The organism is Kordia sp., assembly GCF_050633145.1.
In the GTDB taxonomy this organism is placed as follows: domain Bacteria; phylum Bacteroidota; class Bacteroidia; order Flavobacteriales; family Flavobacteriaceae; genus Kordia.
In genome coordinates, this window is sequence record NZ_JBOEFY010000078.1 from 1 (window position 1) to 21909 (window position 21909).

Annotated in this window: 21 protein-coding genes; 15 read left to right on the plus strand and 6 right to left on the minus strand. The window is 32.4% G+C overall.

All coding sequences use genetic code 11. The features are described from left to right. The first annotated feature begins 221 nt into the window (after positions 1-221). From ACRBBL_RS25550 to ACRBBL_RS25590, 9 genes are all read left to right on the plus strand, one after another. Complete coding sequence (locus ACRBBL_RS25550) at positions 222-692, plus strand: hypothetical protein (protein ID WP_431371940.1); 471 nt, start codon at positions 222-224, stop codon at positions 690-692. Positions 693-729: 37 nt separating this feature from the next. Then, entirely contained in the window at positions 730-1377 is a 648-nt protein-coding gene (locus ACRBBL_RS25555) for an alpha/beta fold hydrolase (protein WP_431371941.1), read from the plus strand. 168 nt (positions 1378-1545) lie between these two features. After that, entirely contained in the window at positions 1546-3192 is a 1647-nt protein-coding gene (locus tag ACRBBL_RS25560) for a sulfatase-like hydrolase/transferase (protein ID WP_431371942.1), read from the plus strand. A 122-nt stretch (positions 3193-3314) separates the two neighbouring features. Next, positions 3315-3566 carry a hypothetical protein gene (locus ACRBBL_RS25565; protein WP_431371943.1) on the plus strand — a complete coding sequence of 84 codons (252 nt, stop codon included), beginning with the start codon at positions 3315-3317 and terminating at the stop codon, positions 3564-3566. 234 nt (positions 3567-3800) lie between these two features. Next, the gene (locus ACRBBL_RS25570) at positions 3801-5837 is read left to right on the plus strand and encodes an alkaline phosphatase family protein (protein WP_431371944.1); all 2037 of its coding nucleotides are present in this window, start codon (positions 3801-3803) and stop codon (positions 5835-5837) included. 128 nt (positions 5838-5965) lie between these two features. After that, complete coding sequence (locus ACRBBL_RS25575) at positions 5966-6880, plus strand: GIY-YIG nuclease family protein (protein WP_431371945.1); 915 nt, start codon at positions 5966-5968, stop codon at positions 6878-6880. 44 nt (positions 6881-6924) lie between these two features. After that, positions 6925-7317 (plus strand): hypothetical protein, encoded by a 393-nt coding sequence (locus ACRBBL_RS25580; protein WP_431371946.1) that lies wholly within the window; start codon positions 6925-6927, stop codon positions 7315-7317. Positions 7318-7430: 113 nt separating this feature from the next. Continuing rightward, positions 7431-7661, plus strand: a complete 231-nt coding sequence (locus ACRBBL_RS25585; protein ID WP_431371947.1) for a hypothetical protein — start codon at positions 7431-7433, stop codon at positions 7659-7661. Next, entirely contained in the window at positions 7645-8352 is a 708-nt protein-coding gene (locus ACRBBL_RS25590; protein ID WP_431371948.1) for a hypothetical protein, read from the plus strand. Before ACRBBL_RS25585 ends, ACRBBL_RS25590 begins: the two co-directional genes overlap by 17 nt. Positions 8353-8479: 127 nt before the next feature. Here the strand turns inward: ACRBBL_RS25590 and ACRBBL_RS25595 are convergent, their stop codons facing one another. The 3 genes from ACRBBL_RS25595 to ACRBBL_RS25605 form a co-directional block, all read right to left on the minus strand. Then, a complete protein-coding gene (locus tag ACRBBL_RS25595; RefSeq protein WP_431371949.1) occupies positions 8480-9223 on the minus strand; it encodes a LytR/AlgR family response regulator transcription factor in 744 nt (247 codons plus the stop codon). Further along, positions 9220-9903 (minus strand): sensor histidine kinase, encoded by a 684-nt coding sequence (locus tag ACRBBL_RS25600; RefSeq protein WP_431371950.1) that lies wholly within the window; start codon positions 9901-9903, stop codon positions 9220-9222. Before ACRBBL_RS25600 ends, ACRBBL_RS25595 begins: the two co-directional genes overlap by 4 nt. 440 nt (positions 9904-10343) lie before the next feature. Further along, positions 10344-12710, minus strand: a complete 2367-nt coding sequence (locus tag ACRBBL_RS25605) for a TonB-dependent receptor domain-containing protein (protein ID WP_431371951.1) — start codon at positions 12708-12710, stop codon at positions 10344-10346. 459 nt (positions 12711-13169) lie between these two features. Between ACRBBL_RS25605 and ACRBBL_RS25610 the strand changes: the two genes are divergently transcribed. The 3 genes from ACRBBL_RS25610 to ACRBBL_RS25620 all read left to right on the plus strand — a co-directional run bounded on the left by ACRBBL_RS25610 (position 13170) and on the right by ACRBBL_RS25620 (position 14871). Next, positions 13170-13646 (plus strand): hypothetical protein, encoded by a 477-nt coding sequence (locus tag ACRBBL_RS25610; RefSeq protein WP_431371952.1) that lies wholly within the window; start codon positions 13170-13172, stop codon positions 13644-13646. Between the two features lie 68 nt (positions 13647-13714). Beyond that, the gene (locus tag ACRBBL_RS25615) at positions 13715-14413 is read left to right on the plus strand and encodes a helix-turn-helix transcriptional regulator (protein ID WP_431371953.1); all 699 of its coding nucleotides are present in this window, start codon (positions 13715-13717) and stop codon (positions 14411-14413) included. A gap of 71 nt (positions 14414-14484) precedes the next feature. Next, positions 14485-14871 carry a DUF4345 domain-containing protein gene (locus ACRBBL_RS25620; protein ID WP_431371954.1) on the plus strand — a complete coding sequence of 129 codons (387 nt, stop codon included), beginning with the start codon at positions 14485-14487 and terminating at the stop codon, positions 14869-14871. Between the two features lie 115 nt (positions 14872-14986). Here the strand turns inward: ACRBBL_RS25620 and ACRBBL_RS25625 are convergent, their stop codons facing one another. The 3 genes from ACRBBL_RS25625 to ACRBBL_RS25635 form a co-directional block, all read right to left on the minus strand. Beyond that, entirely contained in the window at positions 14987-16486 is a 1500-nt protein-coding gene (locus ACRBBL_RS25625; protein ID WP_431371955.1) for a T9SS type A sorting domain-containing protein, read from the minus strand. A gap of 37 nt (positions 16487-16523) precedes the next feature. Then, positions 16524-16895 carry a hypothetical protein gene (locus tag ACRBBL_RS25630; protein ID WP_431371956.1) on the minus strand — a complete coding sequence of 124 codons (372 nt, stop codon included), beginning with the start codon at positions 16893-16895 and terminating at the stop codon, positions 16524-16526. Positions 16896-17005: 110 nt separating this feature from the next. Then, positions 17006-17362, minus strand: a complete 357-nt coding sequence (locus tag ACRBBL_RS25635) for a DoxX family protein (protein WP_431371957.1) — start codon at positions 17360-17362, stop codon at positions 17006-17008. A gap of 214 nt (positions 17363-17576) precedes the next feature. Here ACRBBL_RS25635 and ACRBBL_RS25640 point away from each other — a divergent pair, with 214 nt between their 5' ends. The 3 genes from ACRBBL_RS25640 (at position 17577) to ACRBBL_RS25650 (ending at position 21760) form a co-directional block, all read left to right on the plus strand. Continuing rightward, positions 17577-18056, plus strand: a complete 480-nt coding sequence (locus ACRBBL_RS25640) for a 2-dehydro-3-deoxyphosphooctonate aldolase (RefSeq protein ID WP_431371958.1) — start codon at positions 17577-17579, stop codon at positions 18054-18056. Between the two features lie 298 nt (positions 18057-18354). Next, positions 18355-20838, plus strand: coding sequence for a GEVED domain-containing protein (locus ACRBBL_RS25645; protein ID WP_431371959.1), 2484 nt, complete (start codon positions 18355-18357; stop codon positions 20836-20838). A 340-nt stretch (positions 20839-21178) separates the two neighbouring features. After that, a complete protein-coding gene (locus ACRBBL_RS25650) occupies positions 21179-21760 on the plus strand; it encodes a pseudouridine synthase (protein ID WP_431371960.1) in 582 nt (193 codons plus the stop codon). Positions 21761-21909: the final 149 nt, after the last annotated feature.

Genomic DNA, 21909 nt, shown 5'->3' on the forward strand with positions numbered 1-21909 from the left:
CGTCATCCTTCCTCGCAAAGACGTTTCCGATAAACAAACTAAAACTACGATTCGTCTTTACGAGCCTTAGCGAAGTAATCTCTTCATTGTATAACGCTATTGTTCTTTGAAGAAACAGATTGCCACGTCATCCTTCTTTGAAAAGACCTATAAAATAACTAACTAAAAAATAGATTCCTACCTGCACAGGAATGAAAGAAATATTTCTTTATCTTCAATCCATGAAAAAGATCATCTTCACTTTACTCCTATTTTGTTCAACATGTACAATGCTAGCACAAACCTATGTGTATAACGGAAACTCAAATTTTACGAACGATATTATTTGTACTGTGGAAGATGGAAAAGTATACAATGGAGATTCAAACTTTAGACTCGATATTATAGTAAACGTCCAAAATTCCAAGATCTACAAAGGGAATTTTAACTTTATAAAAGATATCATTGCAACGGTTAAAGATGGAAAAGTATATCGCAAAAACTCGTTCTTTCAAGGTGATATTCTATTCAACATCCAAAATGGCATGATTTATAGAGGAAATTCTATTTCTTCATTTGATGTTATTGCACGTATTGAAGATGGAAAAGTCTATAAAGGACGATCAAATTTCCGTGGTGATATTTTATTCAATTTTGACGGAGAACTTACATTAGAAGAATTTGTAGCGGTTTGGTTTGTAGTTCATCAATAAGCCGTAACTTTGTTGACACACAATGTTTTAAAAACGTATGAGAATTATTTTAATTCCAGGATTGGGGTATGACGATCGTATTTTTCACAATTTAGATCTAGCTGGTTTTGAAATTGAATACTTAAACTGGATTGAACCTCTCAAAAATGAGCATATTCATGAGTATTCGCAACGTTTATTCGCTACAGCGAAATCATCTTCCCAAAAAACAATCTTAATTGGTCATTCGCTCGGCGGAGTCGTTTCCCAAGAAATTGCAAGCGCACATCCAATCGAAAAAATCATTTTAGTTTCAAGCATAACATCAAGGAAAGAATTACCATTTACGTTCAAAATTGTCAAACCTTTACAATTAGATCTATTTTTCACGAAAGGAATCTGTACGAAATCGATCAAATTCTGGGGCAAAAGTCATGGTTTCAATGCAGAAACGACACAACTATTTAAAAGTATGATTGGTAAACAAACCAATTCGTATTTGCAATGGGCTTTTAGAGCTCTATCATCTTGGACAGCACCCAAAATTCCAACTACAACAAAAATCATTCGTATTCATGGAACTAATGACAAAACTTTACCGTACAAACTCATTAGCAAACCCGATTTAATTATTAAAAAGGGAAGTCATATTTGTGTGATCAACGAAGCTGACAAAATTTCTGAATTCATTAAGAATACTCTCTAAGACTGAAATATTTTCTTTAAACTCTAGATTAACCTCATTTAAAAACGTATAACTACCTCATTACCAATACGTATTAATACGTGAATTTTCTAAAATCAGTAGTTTTCAATTGTCTAAGCATAAACTTTGTTTTACATTTAGATAGATCAACCTTTGAAACTACTCACCATGAAAAACAATCAGAAAAAACCAAACATTCTTATCCTTATTACAGATCAACAACGAACCGTTCAACATTTCCCTGATGGTTGGGCAGAAAAATATTTGCCGTGGACAACACATTTGAAGAAAACAGGTGTCACTTTTAAAAATAACATGTGCAGCTCAACAGCCTGCTCTCCAAGTAGGTCTACTATTTTTTCGGGCACCTATCCTACAATAAATGGCGTTCTTAAAGTAAATGATACTATCAATATGAGCAGAACCTTACCAATGGGCGGTTCTTTAGCCACTTTGGGACAAATTATGACCGATTCTGACTACCAAATGGTATACAAAGGTAAATGGCATTTAGATGCTTCGTTTGCCAACTTTAGTTTTATGCGTCCTTCAGATATGGATCGTATGATGATCGAAGATGATGCCATGGAAAATCATTATGCATTTCCAGGATGGACTTCTCCCGATTTAGGTACTTGTGAAACAAACATGACAGAAAGAGGCACTGAAAAGCCTAACGAAAACTCTCCTTTAAATTCTATCGGAGGCGGAACTGCTGCCAATGATAAAAGAATTGTACATGGTCCAATGTTTCTAGACAGTCAAGAATCAGCAGTGGATTTCATCAAAAATTATAATCCCAATGCAGAAAAACCATTCTGTTTGGTAGTTTCATTGGCAAATCCGCATGACGTTTGGGTATATCCGTATGCACCAATTAGCGCTGGTTATACTGGTGAAGAATGGTTAGGAGAAGCGTATCGTGATTTTAAACTTCCAAAAAGCTACCATGCTACGTTAGATACAAAGCCAACTGCACAACAAGACTTTTTAGATAATTTTCAAGGAGGAAAGTTAGGTCATCACCATGCTTTAAACTATCTAAGATTCTATGCGTATTTACAAACTTTAATTGATGATTTGACTGGAGATATTATCAAAGCAATGCGATCAAATATTCATGTTGGAAATCGATTAGAAGAAGACACATTCATTATACGCTTGTCAGATCATAGAGAAATGGCAATGTCGCAAGGAGGATTGCGTCAAAAGGAAAATACGATCTACAAAGAAACCATCAATGTTCCGATGATATTTTCCAATCCAAATTTACCGCAGAATGTTGTGAAAGACGATTTGGTTTCACTCATTGATTTAATGCCAACGATCATAGATATTACTGGTGCTACAGTTCATAAAAAATATGTGCTTCAAGGAGAAAGCTACGCCAAATCAGTACTTCAAGGAGAATCAAACGGTAAAAAATACAATTACTTTGCTACAGACGATAGCTCCATGTCAGCTTATACTTGTATTAGAGGAATCATTAGTCACCGATATAAATATGGCGTGTATTATACTGCCGATTATGCAAATCAAAACTACGGCGTTGTGAATTATAACGGAGAAATTTCAGTAAGTAAAAAAGATTCGAGTTCTCCTTCATATCCAATCCAATATGAATTGTATGATTACAGTACAGAAGGCGGACAAACAGAAACTGAAAACCTTTTAGCCTTTCCAGATCATGTTACAAACTCATTGTTAGATACTTGGAAAGAATTACACGCTATTCTTACCGCCAAAATGGTAGAAACGTATACGTTACCTAATAATTGGGAATTTGCGGATGTTCCAGCTGTAACGACTGAATAAATTATAATACATCCGTTTTACAAAAAACTGAAAGCTATCTCAATACTAGAGGTGGCTTTTTTTATTGTAATCTTTATCTTATATTTAAAGGAATTAAAACAATCAAACTAAAACACTTACCTATGTTAACATTTTCTACATTAATTGTCTTATTACAATCTATTCTTTTTTATGGAATTTTATTTTTCTTAGGAAAAGCATTAAACAATAGCCAACAACTACGAAGTTTCCTTAGTCTAAAATCAAAAGATGAGAATCCACAAGATTTTAATGAAACTACTGACTCTGTTGAAAAAATTGGAAGTATTATAATGATTATTGCCGCAGTAGGTGCATTGTATTCTCTAATTACAGCAATTATTTATTTTTCTTAATAATTAATAATCATACATATCAACTATTGATTTCTAAATTCTCATAGATTATTTCATTGAAATCTCTGTGGTTTTTTATTCAAAAAACAAAAACGCTATCGAAAAATTCTGTTCTATAGCGGCAGGTACTAATACCTGTTTTTGTTTGATTTGGATACTATCTCATTGTGAATATATAATCTTTGTTTTACATTTATAAGCCATATTATAAACTAACCTTATTAATCAACTATCATGAGCAAACCCTTTGATCGCGTGATTACCATCATGTTCGAAAACCAATATCGAAGCTATGTAATTCAAAATCCATTTCTAAAAAAATTGGCTTCCGCTGGAGCAGACATGACAAATTATTTTGGTGCTTTTCATCCATCACAAACCAACTATCTAGCGTCTTTTGCAGGTGAAATTTGCGGAGTAACCAATGATACGCCACCAGCTTCTCCACTACTTCAAGAAACTTTAGTTGATATTTTAGAAGCTAAAAATGTGAGTTGGAAAGCCTATATGGAAGCCTATCCGAATGAAGCTTGGAATCCTGATTGGGAAGATGCTAATTATGATGAAAGTGAACAACCCATTACACAATATCCAGCTGCTGGAGCAAAAGATCTTTCGAGATACTACCGTAAACACAATGCTTTTGCTTCCTTTCATAACGTACAAAAAGATAAAGATAGATGGGAGAAAATTGTAAGCGATGTTGAATTCTGGCAAGATGTAGCAAACGACGATTTACCTGAATATAGTTGGTTTACACCCGATATTTGGAATGATGGACATTATTTATACAACACTCATATTGACACCAATCCGCGTACGCAATTAGTACCGCAATTGTCTGCTTGGCTCGAACATGTTTTTCTTGGAGATATAGAAACGTCTAATATTCAAGGTGGCGATGCAACAGGTTTAAAAAACATCGGTTTAAACTTAGATGTCAATTTATTACTAACCGATCCGCAGAAAGCTTGGGAACAATCAAATGTACCGAAAGGAACTTTGTTAGTAGTTACTTTTGATGAAGCCGATTATGATGCTGATGGTTACGATACCAATTACGATGGTCCAAACCAGATTTACACAGTTTTATTAGGCGATATGATACAACCTGGAACTGTGATTGATACACCTTACAATCATTACAACCTCATCAGAACGGTTCAGAAAAACTTTCAATTAGATTCTTTACACAAAAACGATTATGGAGCAAATTGGTTCCGTTTTCTTTGGGATGAATCATTTGCATGGGAAACACCAATTGACACAAAATTTGCTGTAGGAAATGCGTTAGCTGTGACGAACGGATCAGAAGGCACACACATGGTATTTTCAAGTGACAGCGGACAATTGCATAACAGCATACTCTCTGCTGCTGGATGGAGTACTCCTGAAAAATTAGGAATCATAACACAAGGAAAAATTGCGCTCGCGTCTATAGACAATAAGACTTTTTTAGTCTATACAGGAATTAAACATGAACTCATGCTAACCACCTATAATGCTGAAACAAAACAATGGTCTTCAACGACACCTTTAGGAATAAAACCCACTGGAAGTTTTGCGCTGACTTCTTATTTAGACATGGCAACTTCAGAAAATAAATTAATGTTATGTTGGGTAGCTTCTGATGGTTTTATTCAATCTAAAATTGGTAATGCAAATGGTGTATTTGGAGATACAGTCGCTGTCAATCAACTTACGGATGGCGATATGACATTGAGTCAACTTGGTTCAACACTTTTCTTAGTATACAAAGAACGAAACACACGCAAAATGCGTATTACATCATACAACACAGGACCTTTCAATGCGTTTAAAGCACAAGATTTTCAAGGAAATCCAGCGCCACAAAACAATACAACTTTGCATGAATGGTCTGTTACCGATTTCTCTGTAGGTCACTTTTCGAAAAAAATGGCGGCTTTGGCAGATGAATATCAAAACTTAGGACACATGGCAATGGCAACTGCTGATGGAGAAATGCATTTGGTACACCGAGGCGGTTATCAAGACTTGCCAAATGTATATACAGAACTTTTTGGTTTGACAGGAATTTACGCTGCCGAAAGTCAATTAAGCAATGGTTACGGAACCTTAGACCAAGCTGGTTGGACGCAAGAAGAAGAAATGACCGATGTTGCAATTAATGTGAATAGCCCGATTGCAATGTCTTCTAACGAAACTACATTGACTTTAGTTTGGGCAGATGCAAACTCGAAAACTATTCAGTATAAACAAGGAATGTATTCTCATAAAACTAATACTTAACCTCTATTATTTACGGGAAACCTCATTGTGTATGTGTAATCTTTGTTTTACTTTTATACGGAATGAGAGGAAGTTGTTGTAAAACGGGCTCCTTTTATATATACGTTACCAGTAATTAAAACAAACCTATGATATTAGGAAAGAGTATTAGGATTTATTTAAAAGAAGGAAGTGTAACTGGAATAAAGTTCGCTGAAGTTGTAAATCAAACAATTCAATCTCTCTCTTGTCCTCGGACGAAAATATCTGAACTTAACAAACACTTTTCCAAAGAAATAAACACACAAGGAGTTTATTTTTTAATCGGATTTGAAGAAGAAACGGGAAAACAAATTGTTTATATCGGAGAAGCTGAAAATGTTTGGGATAGATTAAAAAATCACGACTCAAAAAAAGATTTTTGGAATGAAGTTATAGTCTTTACAAGTAAAGATGACAATTTAACTAAATCACATATAAAATATCTAGAAAGTAGAATTGTCGAAATTGCCAATGTAACTAAAAGATATGGACTAAAAAACGGAAACAATCCGACTTTAAACTCTTTACCATTACCAGACAAAGATGCAATGGAAGAATTTTTATCCAACATTAAAATCCTGACTGGAACACTCGGACATAAATTTTTAGAAAACCCGATTGCATTTAGAAATATTTTTGAAATCGAAACTCCGACAACCACAACAGCCGAAAACAAGATTATCCCAGATACAAAAGGAAAACTAGAACTAAATATGAGTGTAAGCGGAATTCAAGCTTCAGCAATTCAAACAAATGAAGGATTAGTTGTTTTGGAAGGTTCACAAACATCAAAAAATCCGACTAAAAATTATGGATATGGAGCTTTAAGAGACAATTTACTTGCTGAAGGAGTAATAAAACCAAATTCAAATGGAGAATTAGTCTTTACAAGAAACTATTTATTCAATAGTGTTTCTGCTGCTGCTGCTGTAATACTTGGTTATTCAGTAAACGGACGAAATGTTTGGAAAAATAGTTATGGAAAGTCAATAAAAGAAATTGAAAAAAGCGAACTAAAATAAGTACAAGGAATAATTCCATTATCAAAAATAAAAGACAGTAATATATGAAAGCAAATGTACAATACAACGATTTTAAAGGAACAGCAACAGCAGATATATCAGATGGATTAGGTGGCGCTGGTGGAGATGATATGAAAGGGTTAGCAAAGTTCTTTGATTTAGACGAAGACAGGTTTACACCAATTGGCATTTCACTTTATGGTACTAATGGATTTAGTGTTTCAATTCTTTGTGTTGACAAAGAACAAAGTACTGCAGAAAAAGAACATATCGTAAGTATGGCGTATAATGTTGAAAACGAAAGGGAAATTATAGATATCCTTTTTAAACGATTACACATTGTTCTTCACGATAAATTTGATAATAAATATCCGAATTTAGATTATGATGAAGAAGTAAGATATACTGATTTCCACGAAACAGAAGACGAAGAATAACTATTTACAACAAAGTGTATAAAACATAGGCAATAAAGGCTTTCTGAAAGGTTTGCTCTTATTTACAAAGATCGCCAAATTTAAAAATTTGGCTTATAAAATGATATAAAAAAATGGAAAATATAATAATAAGAGAACTTATTCAAGATAATATTAGGATTGCAATTTTCACATATTCAGGAAGTCAAAATCCAAAACTTCATCTCGACGAAGCTGTCAGAGATTATGTCAATGGAGATGGTTTTAATCAATTTATAGACTCTCATTTAGATAATCCTTGGACAAGAGTTGTTATTTTAGGTCTTAACGAAATGGAACAAAAAAAATATGTCAAAAGAAATTAATTTTTACAGTTTAATAAATAGTGTTTCTTATTGGCTTTGTTTTCAAGAGAAAATAGGGCGAAAATTTATGATTAGTGAAAGTTCTTTAAAATATCCAATAGCTGATTTTTTTACAAATCATCATTTTTCTGTTGAAAACATTAATTTAGAATATAACCATCCAATATTTAAAAATAGAAAAATAGACATTGTACTAAAGGAACAAAACAAACTTAAAACAATTTTTGAATTAAAAATTGCTTCCTACAGCACTTCTTTAAAGAAAGAAAAAAAAAGAATTTTTAATGATTTAATGAGACTTTTTGTTTTATCTAAAAATCATAATGTAAATACATATTTTATAATATCAGGTGACTATCAAGAGTTTTTAATTTTTTTTAGAAGTATTGAAGGCAAAAAAAAAGAAATAGAAAAAACGAATTTAGACAATAAAGTAAAGAAACCTTCAGGCTATTATACAAAATGGTTTAGTTTTAATAAAAATGAAGAAACTATTATTAATATTAAGGACGAAACCAAAGATGAATATCGAATCGTTTATGATGATTTTTATAAAGATTATGAAATAAAAAAAGAAATAGACTTTGAAAAAATACTACCTAATGAAATTAAAACAAAATGTATTGATATATCTCCAATGTCAAATGAATCTCCTTTACCTTATTTAACAGCCATTTGGAAAGTATACTAAAAACTTATGCTAACAATTATAATTAATACAGATTTGTTGCTTACCCAAAGTTTAGAGTTTTAAATCTAGCCCGCCAAATCAACAAACAAAAAGCAATCTAATTTAAACTCAAGAGTCACTAACTTCCTCACTCAATCCACTTCCGAAATTCACTAGTAGCAGAAGCACTGGTAATTAAATGCTGTTTGTAGTTTTTGATTGAAATTGCCAATCTGTCTCCAAAGTAAGGTTCAATTTTTTCGATAAAGTTGATGTTTACGATTTCTCCACGATTGATTTGAAAAAACTCTTTTGGGTTTAATTCTTTTATTAAATCAGATAACTTATAGCGAAATTCATTTTCTTTTCCGTTTTCATCAATCGCGATGCATTTTCCTGAATTGGATAGAATTGCGCCCGTATTTTTTGTGCTTAAAATTTTTATTTCTGTTTTGGTTTTGATGATGATGCGTTCTTTGTAATCCTTGTTTAATCCGTGGATATTTTCCGATATTTTATTCCAATCAACTTCTTTGTTTTGCAGACTTTCAAACTTTTCCATTGCTTTACTAAACTTGTTATAGCTAATGGGTTTTAGTAAATACGCAATTCCGTTTACATCGAAAGCATCTTGATAAAAAGTGTTGTAGGCGGTTGTAAATATAATTGGAGATTTTATGATGTTCGTTTTCAATAAAGAAAATACATTTCCGTCTAACAATTCAATGTCAGAAAACACCAAATCTACTTGTTCATTGGTTTGATACCACTTCTCTACTGCTTCTTTGCTTTGTAACGAAGCTACAATTTTGATGTTGTTATTGTATCGCAGCACATGATCGGTAATAATTTCGATGTTAATGGCTTCGTCTTCTATAATTAATACGTTCATATTTTAGAAATTAGCGGGATTTCAACAATAAACTCTGTATCCGTTTCAGTAAAAATGACATCTTTATTAAAATTGAGTTGATATTGACGTTTCAGATACTCATTTCCTGTGCCAGTTCCGAGCGTGAAATCTACTTTGTTTAGTTCATTTTTTATCACAATTGTATCTTCTTTTCGTGAAAGTGAAATCAACAACCAGTTTTCATCACTTCCTTTATTGTGTTTTATTGCATTTTCTACACATAGCTGTAACGAACACGGAACGATAAAACCATCTGTGTTTTTGATATTATTTACAATTTGATACGCATTCCCGAAGCGTTTTTTCATTAAATTCATATAACTTATTAAGAATAACAGCTCATCTTTCAACTCAACTAATTGCTTTTTTCCATGTTTTAAATAGTAACGATATACATCTGAAAAATCATCAATAAAATCTTCCATTTGTTCAGGGTTCTTTTTTGCCAATCCTGATAAAACACTCAAATTATTGAATAAAAAATGTGGTTCTAAATTCTTTTGAAGCATTTGCGATTGAATGATTGCCTTTTCCTTTTCGGTTTGTTCTAATTCTAATGTAATTTTTTGAGATTGCCTGAAATATAAAAAAGCAGAGGTAAGTGCAAAAATATCAACCAGTATAAAAGCGACTGACATCGTATTTATAAATCTAACCATAAAATCATATTTATTATTGCCCATTATGATACCTAAAAGAATATAGTCAACAATAATTCCTATGATAATAAATATAAAGAAAGACAAAATATAAACCTTTACAAACTTTAGAATTGTGTTTGTGGCATCAATTTTATTAATGAACTTCCAAGAAGCTAGAACTGATATTACTGCAACTGTAGAGAATAGAAAAACAGAAAGGTGATCAAAATAGTCATAAAAATTAATATCACTTTTACTTCGTAGGTTATATAAAAGATAAATTTTACCAGCGTTCCCTAGCAATAATAATACAACTACTATTAAAATTTGTTTTAGATTTATTTTTAGATTTAAAACCTTCACTTCTTTATAATTTTTAGATTTACAAAATACATTTTTAGTTTAAAATAAAGCTGTTTAAAGTATTTAATTCTTTAAACAGCCCTATTGTATATTGACTATTGTTTAGCTCTGTTTTGTTCTGATTCGTTTCCAGAATTACGTTGCTTCACTTTTATTTTTTTGTTACCAAAGCTATAGTTTAAGCTAACTTTTACACTTCTAGTATCAAAATAGTTATAGTACGTTTGGTCTATTCCGTTAGTTTTGGTGTTGACACTTGTAGCTTTTCGTCTAAAGATATCGTTTATAGCCACTGCGCAATTTAGTTTTTTATCTAGTAATGAAAACTTTAAACCCAAATCTAAATTAACCATTTCTGATACTGAAAAGTACATCAATTTTTGTGGTGAAGCGTATATAAATGTTGCTTCTGCTTGTACTGTTTTTGCTTCGTTTAAATGAAATACATTTCTGTTATAAAATTGAAAGTTCCATCTGCTTAATAGTTCAGCATCTAAGTCAAATCCGTCTTTGTAGCGAGTGTCCATTTTTGATACGGTTGCTTGCGTTGTGGTATTCCACCATTTTGTTGGATTGTATAGAAAAGTTTCCGTTAATCCATAATTATAGGCTGTATAAAAATTGTCGAATGTTACTACGATTCGTTGTTGTGCTCCATCTTCTGCTTTGATAATGTTGAAATATCCATTGTCTACATAGCTTACAAATGCTTTACTGATAAGTTTTCCTTTGTAAATGTGCTGTAGTTCTAAATTGTCAGAAATTTGTGGTTTTAAAAACGGATTTCCTTCTTGATACGATATTGAATTGATATAAAAACGAAACGGATTTAAACGCTCAAAGCTAGGACGTTGAATTCTTTTACTATAGCTCAAATTAAACATGTTTTCTCTACTTGGATTGTATCCTAAAAATACTGATGGAAAAAGTTTATTATATGTGTTGATATCCGTTTGATTGTTTGTTTCTGAAACTCCTTTTGTGCGTGTGTTTTCAAAACGAAGTCCGATTTTTGTTTGCCATTTTTCACCTAATGGTTTAGACATATCTGCATATATAGCATTGATATTTTCAGAATACATAAACTCATTACTTTGTGTTGGATCAAAAATTGGTGTTCCTGTCGTGGTATTGTAAAACGCTACATCACTATCTGTTTTTGTAATTGTGGTTTTTACTCCGTAAGAGAAGTTTGCCCATTCACTTGGGTGCTCCATATCTATTTTCGCACTGTAATTTTTAATCTTTTGATTCGTGCTATTTTCCGCCTCAAAATAGCTTTGGTTTGTAATAAATTGTTCACTGCTAAATCTCCTCGTAGAAGAATTGTCGAAATTAAAGTAATCAACATCAACAGATAATTTTCTACCAAGCGTATCTAATTTTTGAATGTAATGCGCATTTAATGAGTGGTTTTTTCTTGTGGTCTCAGCATTCCCTTCATTAATTGTAAACGTTCCATTGCCATCGTTCATTCGTGTTACTCCATCATCGTTTATCCCTTTATCTTCAAACGAACCTGAGTATAAAACCCCGACAGTAGCATTATCTGTTAGATTGTAATCTACACCTAACCTTCCTGAAATTAGATTTTCTCTATTTTTCATATCAAGATTTGTTGCAGTTGAAGCAGATGGATACACAATATCAAATTCATTAAACTGTGCAGAATGTCCTTTTGTTCCATTTAACGAAGCAATTACACTTACTTTATCTTTGTTGTAGTTAAATGTATTTCCAAAATTAAATAACGCATATGTTGCTTGTGTATACGAAGTTCTAAATTGATTATTCCAGCTATTTTCTTTTGATTTTTTTAGTACAATATTAATCAGTCCGCTATTCCCTTCAGCATCATATTTTGATGGAGGTGTTGTAATCACTTCAATACTTTTAATATCATCGGATGCGATCGTATTCAAATAAGCATTTAACTCATTTCCTGATAATTGTACAATTCTATCATTCACCATAACGCGTACATTTCCTTTTCCTACAATGGCTAACTTGTCTGTATCTACATTAACACTTGGTGTCACTTTTAGTGCATCAAGCGCAGTTCCTCCAGTACCTGCAACTGTATTTTCTACATTAAAAATTAATCGATCAACTTTTTGTTGAATGAGTTTTTTACGAGCAGTAATCACTACTTCTTGTAGTTCTTGTCCATCTTCCTCTAAAACGATTGTTCCGATAGCAGGTTGCGTAGGAACTATTTTTTTGGTGGTAAATCCGATAAAGCTAATTTCTAAATATACATTTTCCGTTTTTGTATTGATAGAGAATTCTCCGTTTTCATCAGAAATCACACCTGTAATTAATGAATCGTCAGCTTTATCTTTTACGACAATATTAGCAAATGAAATAGGTTGATTTTGTGTGTCAATTATTTTTCCTGTAAAATTTTGTCCGAAACTAATTGAGCAAATAAAAGTGATTAAAAGTGTTGTAATGGTTTTCATAGTAATTGTATTTTAAGTTAATAACACTCCAAAAGTATCTTGAGAATGCCCTTTTTGAAATAGCTATGAAATGAATTGGGGGAAAAATGAAATGAATTCGTGGAAATGAAAATAAACTGTTTTCAGTTTACTTTTTTAATTGCTAAAATTATACTGATTGGAGTAATAGGTTTTTGCTATGGAAAGGTTTGTTTGTAAAGCAATTGTTCAAATGAGACCACATTTACTTTAGTTTGAGCAGATACAAACACAAAAACAATTCAGGACAAACAAAGAATGTATTCTTAGAAAAAAATTACTTACACTTCTTTTCTTTATAGAAGACCTTATTGGATATAGGTAAGCTTTGTTTACATTTATATAAAATAAGAGGAACCTGATATTATATAGGTTCCTGCTATTTATCTAATTTGGCGTGATAACAGGAATTCCTGTTAGACATAATTTAAACCAAAAACTATGAAAATAATATCCACAAATAAATCAAGAGGTTTTATTATTGAGGACGAATCAAAAAACCTATTAGTTGCACACTACATGGATAATGATTTTCAAGAATTAAAAACAAATTTTAACGGTGTAGACATAGTTATAAGATCAATACCAGAGGCTGTTATATTTAAAAACAGAATAGCCCAAGGAGAAATAAGATTTAACTCAGAAGGGAATGCTACCATAAAATTATTAGACAAAATTGATAATACTAATAATAAAGAATGGGAACTCTTAACTAAAAGGACTTGGATGAAAATTTATTATTCTTTAATAAATGCTGAAAAAGAATCAATATTGAATATACAAATAAGCAAACAGTTTTTTAGTCAAGAATATTTATATCAATTAGAAATAATTGATACTAAAGTTGCGAAAAATGAACTAATAGAATTGATTTTTTATTCTTGTTTCGCATCTCGTCATCTTCGTTTTGAATCATGAAAATAAAAAAATATCCCTAACACTGTATAAAATTAATTGCTACTACAAGCCATACAGAAAAGACAAAAATGGAGGAAAAAGAAAAACCAAGACTTTCGAGATTAACTGCTATTCTTACCCAACTACAATCCAAAAGGATTATTACGGCGAAACAGCTTGCTGAAAAGCACAATGTAAGTTTACGAACTATTTATCGTGATATTCGTACGCTCGAAAAATCAGGAATTCCCATTGTAACAGAAGAAGGAAAAGGCTATTCTATTATGGAAGGTTACCATCTTCCTCCTGTTCTTTTTACTGAAGATGAGGCCAATGCATTAATCACAATAGAACAATTAGCTATCAAAAATAAAGATCTATCATTTGTTAGCAACATTACGAGTGCTCTAGAAAAAATTAAAGCCATTTTACGATACTCTCAAAAAGGCAATGCAGACTTGCTAGCAGATAGAATTTATTTTAGCGGAAACAATAGTGAAGAAAAAACTAGTAATAACCTAATGCAAATTCAATCAGCAATAACACAATGTCGGGTTTTAACAATTGATTACCATTCTTCAGAAAACAATCAAACAGTAAGAGATATCGAACCATTTGCAATTTATAGCATTCACGGAAATTTCCTGCTGATAGGTTTTTGCCGATTGCGAAATGATTTTAGACATTTTAGAATCGATTTTATTAAAAAAATTGTTGATCAGACTGAAACTTTTAGCCCTCATAAAATGACTATCAAAGAGTATTTTGAAAAATATGTAAAAAATTAAAATACCCTTGACATACCTTTGTCACAACTCAAATTTACATTTGCGGAAGTATTAATTAAAAACAACTAAAAATGGAAATTACAAGAATCGTAGTCTTATCATTATCAAGCCTTTTATTAATCTTTGTTGGTCTAATGAGATTAAGTAACCCAATAAAAACCTACTTGAAAAATTCTGGAATTAAACTTGAAAAAGATGCAAGTCTATTAAATGAAATAAGAGGAACCTCAGCAGTAATGCTTTTTGCAGGAATCATCACTCTTGTTGGAGCGTTTACAGACAAACTAACTTTTACTTCGCATTTTGTTGCATCATTAATTTTTATTGGTTTTGCAATTGGGAGACTTATCAGTTTAAAAGTAGATGGAAAACCTAGCAAACAAATTACTCAAGGAATTCTATTTGAACTTGTATTAGGTATTGCAAATATTTTCTGTTTATTGAATATTTGGGTATAAATTTTATAAAATACTAATGACAAACAAGATGTATAGTTCATTGCCTATTTCTTAAAATTTCAAGCGGAGTCTATAAAAAAATAACCATTGATCGTAATCTCAAAAGACGATACAATCAAGCTTTTACTATTTTCTTTATCAGTATTCCAGAAGATGTTTCAAGCTTTAAAATATAGACTCCTTTTTCCTTTAAGAACGAAGTATCTATTTGCTGTTGTTTTGAGTTAAAATCTCCTTGTAATAATTGCTGTCCTTGGATGGATAGAATTGCCCATGTTCCTTTTGACTCTTTATCAAATTCAAGAACGAATTGATTGTGAAAAGGGTTTGGATATAATTTTACTTCAGAAACGTCACGATCTTTTACAGATAAACTCGGATTTTCAAATACTTCAATCTTTCTCATTGTTTCTCCAAAAGGAAGTGCTAAAGCTAATCTTCCTGTTTCAGAAAATTCCATAAGTGTCGTATTCCAAGGCAAAGTACTATCTCCATAAATAATAGGATTATCAACTAATGTCCAAATATCATTGACCAATCTGTATACTTTTATACTATAATCACCAGTTGCATCTGCTCCTTCAGCGGCTATAGCAAGGACATTTCCTGTTCTGTTCAAAGCTATATCGTTCCCTATTGCATGATCAATAGCTTCTCCATAGAGCGTATTTCCTAGTTGTGACCAACTTCCATCAGCTGCATTCTGCTCATATACTTCTACCTTTCCTGTATCCGACATAGTAGTGTCGTCACCTACCGTTCCAACTGCGATTCGATTACCTAAACCATTAAAACAAACTGCTGACCCACGATTTGCTCCAAAGTTAGCAGGTCCAGAATTATCATTTAAATTATTACTCATGGACACCCATGTATCCCCTTGCCATTCATGGACACTAGCATATCCAAATTCATAACCAAAAACTGAATAACTACCATCATAAAATGTAGGTGCAGCTGGCTCTCCATATCCTATTTTAGATCCATCGGCACTCATTGTCATACTGACAGTTCTACTTCCTGGAGGATTAAAACCTATTGAAAAAGAATTTCCCATTAAGGTCCATTCATTCCCAATGAGTTCTAGTACTTCTATAAATCCGGGATCTACAAAGCCTAAATTACCTATATCTATAGCCGCTACCATAATTCGAGTACCATCATCACTTATCTTTGCATCACTACCATACGTTACCATTGCTGTGGGATTAGCTGTTTCACAGGTGTAATCATTTCCTAACTGTTCCCAGCTTGTGCCGTTAAAACTAAACACTAAAAAACAAGTTGCCAAACTATTTGGATTTACAACCACATTCGAAACAACCAAACGATCTCCATCATAATCTAAATCTAAAGGAGAGCTCACAGAAAGCACTAAAGGGCCAATCGGATTTCCAACAGGTTGCCAAGTAGTTCCTTGCAATTCATACACATTAATATAACCATCATTTGTTTTATCAACTGTAGCTATTCGTGTTCCGTTGCCACTTATAGAAACAGAGTACCCAAATAACGGTCTATCTCCTGTCAACGATTGTCCTACTTGATTCCACTGAGAAAAAGCGAGATTCAAATTCAAAAATAAGATGATATATAAAAGTAGTTTCTTTTTCATGGGTTTGTATAAAATGGTTAGGCTGTAATTTTAAATGCTAATTGTAATTCTTTTTTTGAAAATATTGTATATCTATTTTAGTGATACAAATTTTAGGAATAGAATATGTAACTAACTCAAATTTGGAGTTTAAATATACTTGTTCTTCTATCGGTAATTTGACCTGATCTTCATTGACTTTTTTCCTAATATCATCAAGATGCATTGATTTTAATGTAGAAGTATTTACATAAGGAATCTCAGCTTTAAATCGTTTTTGAGAAAAATTCTGTGTATTTGTATCTGTAGAACCATCAGTTTTATACCAATTGGAAATTCCATCTTCAAATCCAAATTGGTAAGTCCCTATTTGACCGTAAAAAAATATTGGAGAACAACATAGTAATAAAAAGAGTAGTTGTTTTTTCATAGCATTCGCGGTTTAATGTTATAACCAATATAGTAATAAACTACGGCTACATAATTACTAAAAACCCTAATTCAACATAAAATTGATGATTTTAGGGTACTACTAAAGCATCATACAAACGTATACGCCCAAAATATGAACAACAATTGCATTGGCAATCGGATCAAGGTTGGAATGACAAATTTTCCTTTTCGTCTTGCTTTTTGAAAGTGATATATATTTGCAGGAAATACTAAAACTAACAACGCAATAATTCCAATTGCTGCATACGATCGTGTTGTTTCAAACAATAAAGCAATTCCTAAAACAATTTCCACAATCCCAACTATTATATTTACAATTGCTGGTTTTGGAACCCATTTTGGAGTTATACTTAAAAAGATTTTCGGTTTCCAAAAATGACAAATTCCTGCAAAAAAATACAATGCTGCCATTATGTATAAAGAAGTCTGTTCAAATGGTAGCATTGGTTAAAATTTAAGTATTCGTATCTTTTCTTAAAGATATAATAATTTTCAATGAAAAGTCGTTTTTATATCAATCTACAATTTTTCTAAGTCAAACAGCAAGTTCCCTAAAAGATATGGCACAATCACTCAATAACATCTGTCATAATTTGTTTTTTAATATAAAAACAGTAGCTTCGATACCATAGAATAGTACAAACAAAACCGACATATTATGAAAAAACTAGGATTATTACTGTTAACTTTTACTGTAATTGTAGCCTGCGGAACCAAAAAATCAGCTTCCACTTCAAAAAACAGTATGACAAGTATAAAAAAAGCAAAAAGTAAAAACTATAAACAAACCTTACGCGATCAATATTCGTTTGTTATTACAGAAATCTCCACCGATAAATCCTATGGCTATAGTCCAGAAAATGCGGTTGAAGTTGGCGGTGCAAAAAATTCTGAAGGTCCAATGAACGAACGTCGTTATTTAAACGCATTAACAGGTCCAAATGGTGAAGAAATATCCTATTACAGAGCTGGAAGTTGCTGCCCTACTCCTAGTGAAAATGCTACGTTTGGAGATAAAGCTATGTTAGACAATTATCGTGTAACATGGGAAGGTTCAAAAGATACCGTTTCCATCTATATTAACATGTATGATTCTAGTCCGTTAAAAGCACCTAAAGGTTTCGGATTGCGAAAATAATATATCCAAACATCGTCACTTTATTTTGTAGAAAGTAGTACGGCTAGCAAACGGATTGTGAAGCAATAATTAGAAAAATAGTCTCCAAGAGCAAAAATGCCCGTTTTAATATTTTTGAAACGGGCATTTTTGCTTTATTTAAACTCATGAAAACTATTTTTCAGTCGCTAAGAATATTTTATAAATATTTTAATTTTAGTTGTTTAGTGTATTTTTTTATATTAACTTGAAAATGTTAACCAAATTTTGATTACTCGCCCCACAAATTTCACCATTATTAACGTTTAATTAAATATTTATGACCTACTTAATCTCTCAGATTAGTACGAAAACATTCTTTGTATTGCTTGTTCTCTTTTTTAACATTCAACTTAATAGCCAAAACATAACAGAACCTTCAGAAAATGTAGTTCAAACTAACCTTTTGTGTGGTACTCCATCTATGACTGAAAAGCAAATAAAATATACCCTTGATGTTGTGGATAAAGCAGGAGCTGATAGAAAAAATGCAGGTACTACATGTTTGCCTATTAGAATTCATATTGTTACGGATGATTCTGGAAATGGAGGAGTTTCGATGGCAGATGTGAATGAAGGTGTAGCAAATTTGAATAATTTCTATCTAGCTGCGAACATTGAATTTTATATACATTCTGTAAATATTATCAATAGTTCTGCTTTGTATACATTCGATACTACAGAAGAAGCTGCAATGACTGCTGCTAACTCTATTTATGATGCCGTGAATGTCTATTTTGTGGATAGCATCACTGTCCCTAATTTTGGAGGAGCTTGTGGTTATGCCCGCTATCCTAGTAATGATACTAATTCTCTTAATATGTTAATGGATAATGGATGTCTATTAAATGGTCCTAATGGAACTTTCGTGCATGAGTTTGGACACTTCCTCAACTTAGCACATACACATCAGAGTACAGGAAATGGGAATACAGATCCCAACGCTGAAAATGTTTCTAGAACTGGTCCAAATGCCAATTGTAGTTCAACTGGTGATTTATTATGTGATACAGAAGCAGATCCAAATGGTAGTAATGATGCTAATTGTAACTTTATCAATGATGGCGTTAGTATGCAAGATGAAAATGGTCTTACCTATACACCAGATATCAATAATGTGATGTCATATTACTCAGATTCATGTGGTGGAATTTTCACACCAGAACAGTATACACGAATAGCAAATGGTTTAGCAATAAGACTCAGTCATACTGCTTATAATTTATTGGGAGCTGCACCTACAGATGTAATCAACCCTTCGGGGTTAACTGCTGTAAGCAATTCATCTGGAGTAGGTTTATCTTGGACTGATAACGCAACAAATGAATTAGGATATTTAATTGAAAGATCTGACGACGGAGGTGCGACTTGGGTTGTCCCTGTGGGAGCTGGTGTTGACGCTAATGTTACTTCTTACACAGATACTTCTGTACTTTCAAATACAACTTATCATTATAGAATAAAAGCTTCAAATGATAGTTGTAATGATTATTCAGCTACTGCATCAGTTTTAGTAGGAGTATTTTATTGCGGATCTTTAGAATTTACAACTAATGTTGAACCTATTACTTTGGTTGATGTTGCAGGCATTAATAATGTAACAGATGCTACTTTAGGAGGTACAGCGCATGAAGACTTTACACTCATTGTTGGAGCAATGGAAGAGGGAATGTCCTATCCCATTGCTTTGGAAGGAAATACAGATGGTAATTATACAAATAGATTTGCTGTTTTTATCGACTGGAACCAGAATAGTATTTTAGATGATAGCGGTGAAGTTTATGAAATTACAGAAACAATTACGAACTCAACCGGAACCGATGGCATGCAAGCTACAGGAACGATTGTTGTACCCGCGGGTGTTACTTCTGGTAATACTATAATGCGAGTTAAGAAAATATATGGTACTAACAATTATTTAGATCCTTGTGTAGGAGCCGGATATGGTCAAGCTGAAGACTATACGATTACTGTAACTGCTAACGACGTTGTTGGATTAAGTCCAAAAGTATATATTCAAGGTGCTGCCATAAATCCAAATGTGGGAGAAGAAGCCTTAATGCGTGACGATTTGCGTGTAGCTAATCTAGTGCCAACTACAAGCCCATATGCAGATGGATTATCTTGTGATATTTCTGTATTTAATACTACAGGAACCAATGCTGTCGTAGATTGGATTTATATAGAATTAAGATCAGCTGTTTCAAATACAACTATTGTAGACAGCCAGTCTGCTTTATTATTAAGAAACGGAATGGTAGTAGGTGTAGATGGTTTTTCTAATCTAGAATTTCAGCAACCAGCAGGAGATTATTATGTGGTAGTTAAACATCGTAATCACTTAGGTATAATGAGTGCTGCACCAGTAAGTTTGTCGAACACTATGACCTCGGTTGATTTTACACAAGCCGATAATCAAATCACTTTTGGTTCTAATGCGCAAACTACTTTTGGTATGCCAACCAATATAGTAGCACTATGGTCAGGAGATGTTAATGCAGATAAAATGGTGCAATATTTAGGTACCAGTCCAGATACACCAAGTATCTTATCTACTGTATTAAATGATGTTGGAAATGCTTTAAATTTCCCAACTTTTACAGTTTCTGGATATAATAATAATGATGTTGATATGAATGGAGAAACACAATATAGTGGAACAGCGCCAGACACACCATTTATCTTACAAAACGTATTATCACACTCAGGAAACTTTTTGAATTTAAGTACACATTTAATACAAGAACAACTACCCGAAAATTAAAAAATCACCTCAATAGGTGCTGTTTTATATTAAAATACCTGTGTTAAGCGGAGTCGAAGTATAAAAGTAATAGAAATGAATTTAATCAGTCATTTCGAAGTTGAAGCATTCTGGTTTAATATCATTGAACCAGAAATAACATAGCAGTTAAACAATGTACTTTTACGAAAATTAAAAGTCAAGATCTAGATCTTCGCTTTTTTTGGTCTATGCTAAAGTATATGAAAAATTCAATTGAATTAGCTTCTTCGATAGCACATTCACAATTCCTTTTAGTATTTGAACACCGAAAATTTGTTTTCGCTAATAAAAATAGTAGTTTTCGGCTTGAGAAAACAATATGACAGAACATCGCCATTTTATATTGCACAAACCTTTTGGATATCTTTCGCAATTTGTCAACAATCAAAGCAAACGGAAAAACAAAAAACTTTTAGGAGAATTACACGATTTTCCAGAAAGTATTATGGCTATTGGTCGTTTGGATGAAGATTCAGAAGGTTTACTATTTCTTACTACGGATGGAATGGTTAGCGAGCAAGTACGTAGTAAAAAAGTACCAAAAGAATACTACGTGCAAGTTGATGGCGAAATTACAGCAGCAGCCATTGAGCAATTAAAAGCTGGTGTCGAAATTGGCATTCATGGTAAAAAATACCAAACCTTACCTTGTGAAGCTTCTATCTTAAATCCTGCACCAATATTTAAAGCACGTACCAAAAAACTACGCGATGCACGTCATGGTCCTACAAGTTGGATCGCTATCACAATAAGCGAAGGAAAGTTTCGACAAGTACGAAAAATGACTGCGAAAGTCGGATTTCCTACGCTGCGTTTGATGCGCATTCGTATTGGAACTATTCTTTTGAACGATTTACCTTCTGGAGAATTTATAGAAGTTGACCGTTTTGATGTTTCATAAGGTGTAAAATATAATTTCACAGTACTTCTCGACACAAAATTCTTTTCAGAATTTCGCTCGAAGTGACGCTATACGCATTCAAAAAAACATACTTTACATTTAAAATTTCAATTCGTAATTTCGAGTGATTTTCAAATAAAATGAAGAAA

What these genes read in the sequence shown, in the direction of transcription:
- ACRBBL_RS25625 (WP_431371955.1), bottom strand. Translation starts at nt 16,486, where the DNA reads ATGAAAAAGAAACTACTTTTATATATCATCTTATTTTTGAATTTGAAT.
- ACRBBL_RS25605 (WP_431371951.1), bottom strand. Translation starts at nt 12,710, where the DNA reads ATGAAAACCATTACAACACTTTTAATCACTTTTATTTGCTCAATTAGT.
- ACRBBL_RS25635 (WP_431371957.1), bottom strand. Translation starts at nt 17,362, where the DNA reads ATGCTACCATTTGAACAGACTTCTTTATACATAATGGCAGCATTGTAT.
- ACRBBL_RS25580 (WP_431371946.1), top strand. Translation starts at nt 6,925, where the DNA reads ATGAAAGCAAATGTACAATACAACGATTTTAAAGGAACAGCAACAGCA.
- ACRBBL_RS25645 (WP_431371959.1), top strand. Translation starts at nt 18,355, where the DNA reads ATGACCTACTTAATCTCTCAGATTAGTACGAAAACATTCTTTGTATTG.
- ACRBBL_RS25590 (WP_431371948.1), top strand. Translation starts at nt 7,645, where the DNA reads ATGTCAAAAGAAATTAATTTTTACAGTTTAATAAATAGTGTTTCTTAT.
- ACRBBL_RS25555 (WP_431371941.1), top strand. Translation starts at nt 730, where the DNA reads ATGAGAATTATTTTAATTCCAGGATTGGGGTATGACGATCGTATTTTT.
- ACRBBL_RS25600 (WP_431371950.1), bottom strand. Translation starts at nt 9,903, where the DNA reads ATGGTTAGATTTATAAATACGATGTCAGTCGCTTTTATACTGGTTGAT.
- ACRBBL_RS25640 (WP_431371958.1), top strand. Translation starts at nt 17,577, where the DNA reads ATGAAAAAACTAGGATTATTACTGTTAACTTTTACTGTAATTGTAGCC.
- ACRBBL_RS25630 (WP_431371956.1), bottom strand. Translation starts at nt 16,895, where the DNA reads ATGAAAAAACAACTACTCTTTTTATTACTATGTTGTTCTCCAATATTT.
- ACRBBL_RS25650 (WP_431371960.1), top strand. Translation starts at nt 21,179, where the DNA reads ATGACAGAACATCGCCATTTTATATTGCACAAACCTTTTGGATATCTT.
- ACRBBL_RS25575 (WP_431371945.1), top strand. Translation starts at nt 5,966, where the DNA reads ATGATATTAGGAAAGAGTATTAGGATTTATTTAAAAGAAGGAAGTGTA.
- ACRBBL_RS25550 (WP_431371940.1), top strand. Translation starts at nt 222, where the DNA reads ATGAAAAAGATCATCTTCACTTTACTCCTATTTTGTTCAACATGTACA.
- ACRBBL_RS25585 (WP_431371947.1), top strand. Translation starts at nt 7,431, where the DNA reads ATGGAAAATATAATAATAAGAGAACTTATTCAAGATAATATTAGGATT.
- ACRBBL_RS25595 (WP_431371949.1), bottom strand. Translation starts at nt 9,223, where the DNA reads ATGAACGTATTAATTATAGAAGACGAAGCCATTAACATCGAAATTATT.
- ACRBBL_RS25610 (WP_431371952.1), top strand. Translation starts at nt 13,170, where the DNA reads ATGAAAATAATATCCACAAATAAATCAAGAGGTTTTATTATTGAGGAC.
- ACRBBL_RS25570 (WP_431371944.1), top strand. Translation starts at nt 3,801, where the DNA reads ATGAGCAAACCCTTTGATCGCGTGATTACCATCATGTTCGAAAACCAA.
- ACRBBL_RS25565 (WP_431371943.1), top strand. Translation starts at nt 3,315, where the DNA reads ATGTTAACATTTTCTACATTAATTGTCTTATTACAATCTATTCTTTTT.
- ACRBBL_RS25620 (WP_431371954.1), top strand. Translation starts at nt 14,485, where the DNA reads ATGGAAATTACAAGAATCGTAGTCTTATCATTATCAAGCCTTTTATTA.
- ACRBBL_RS25615 (WP_431371953.1), top strand. Translation starts at nt 13,715, where the DNA reads ATGGAGGAAAAAGAAAAACCAAGACTTTCGAGATTAACTGCTATTCTT.
- ACRBBL_RS25560 (WP_431371942.1), top strand. Translation starts at nt 1,546, where the DNA reads ATGAAAAACAATCAGAAAAAACCAAACATTCTTATCCTTATTACAGAT.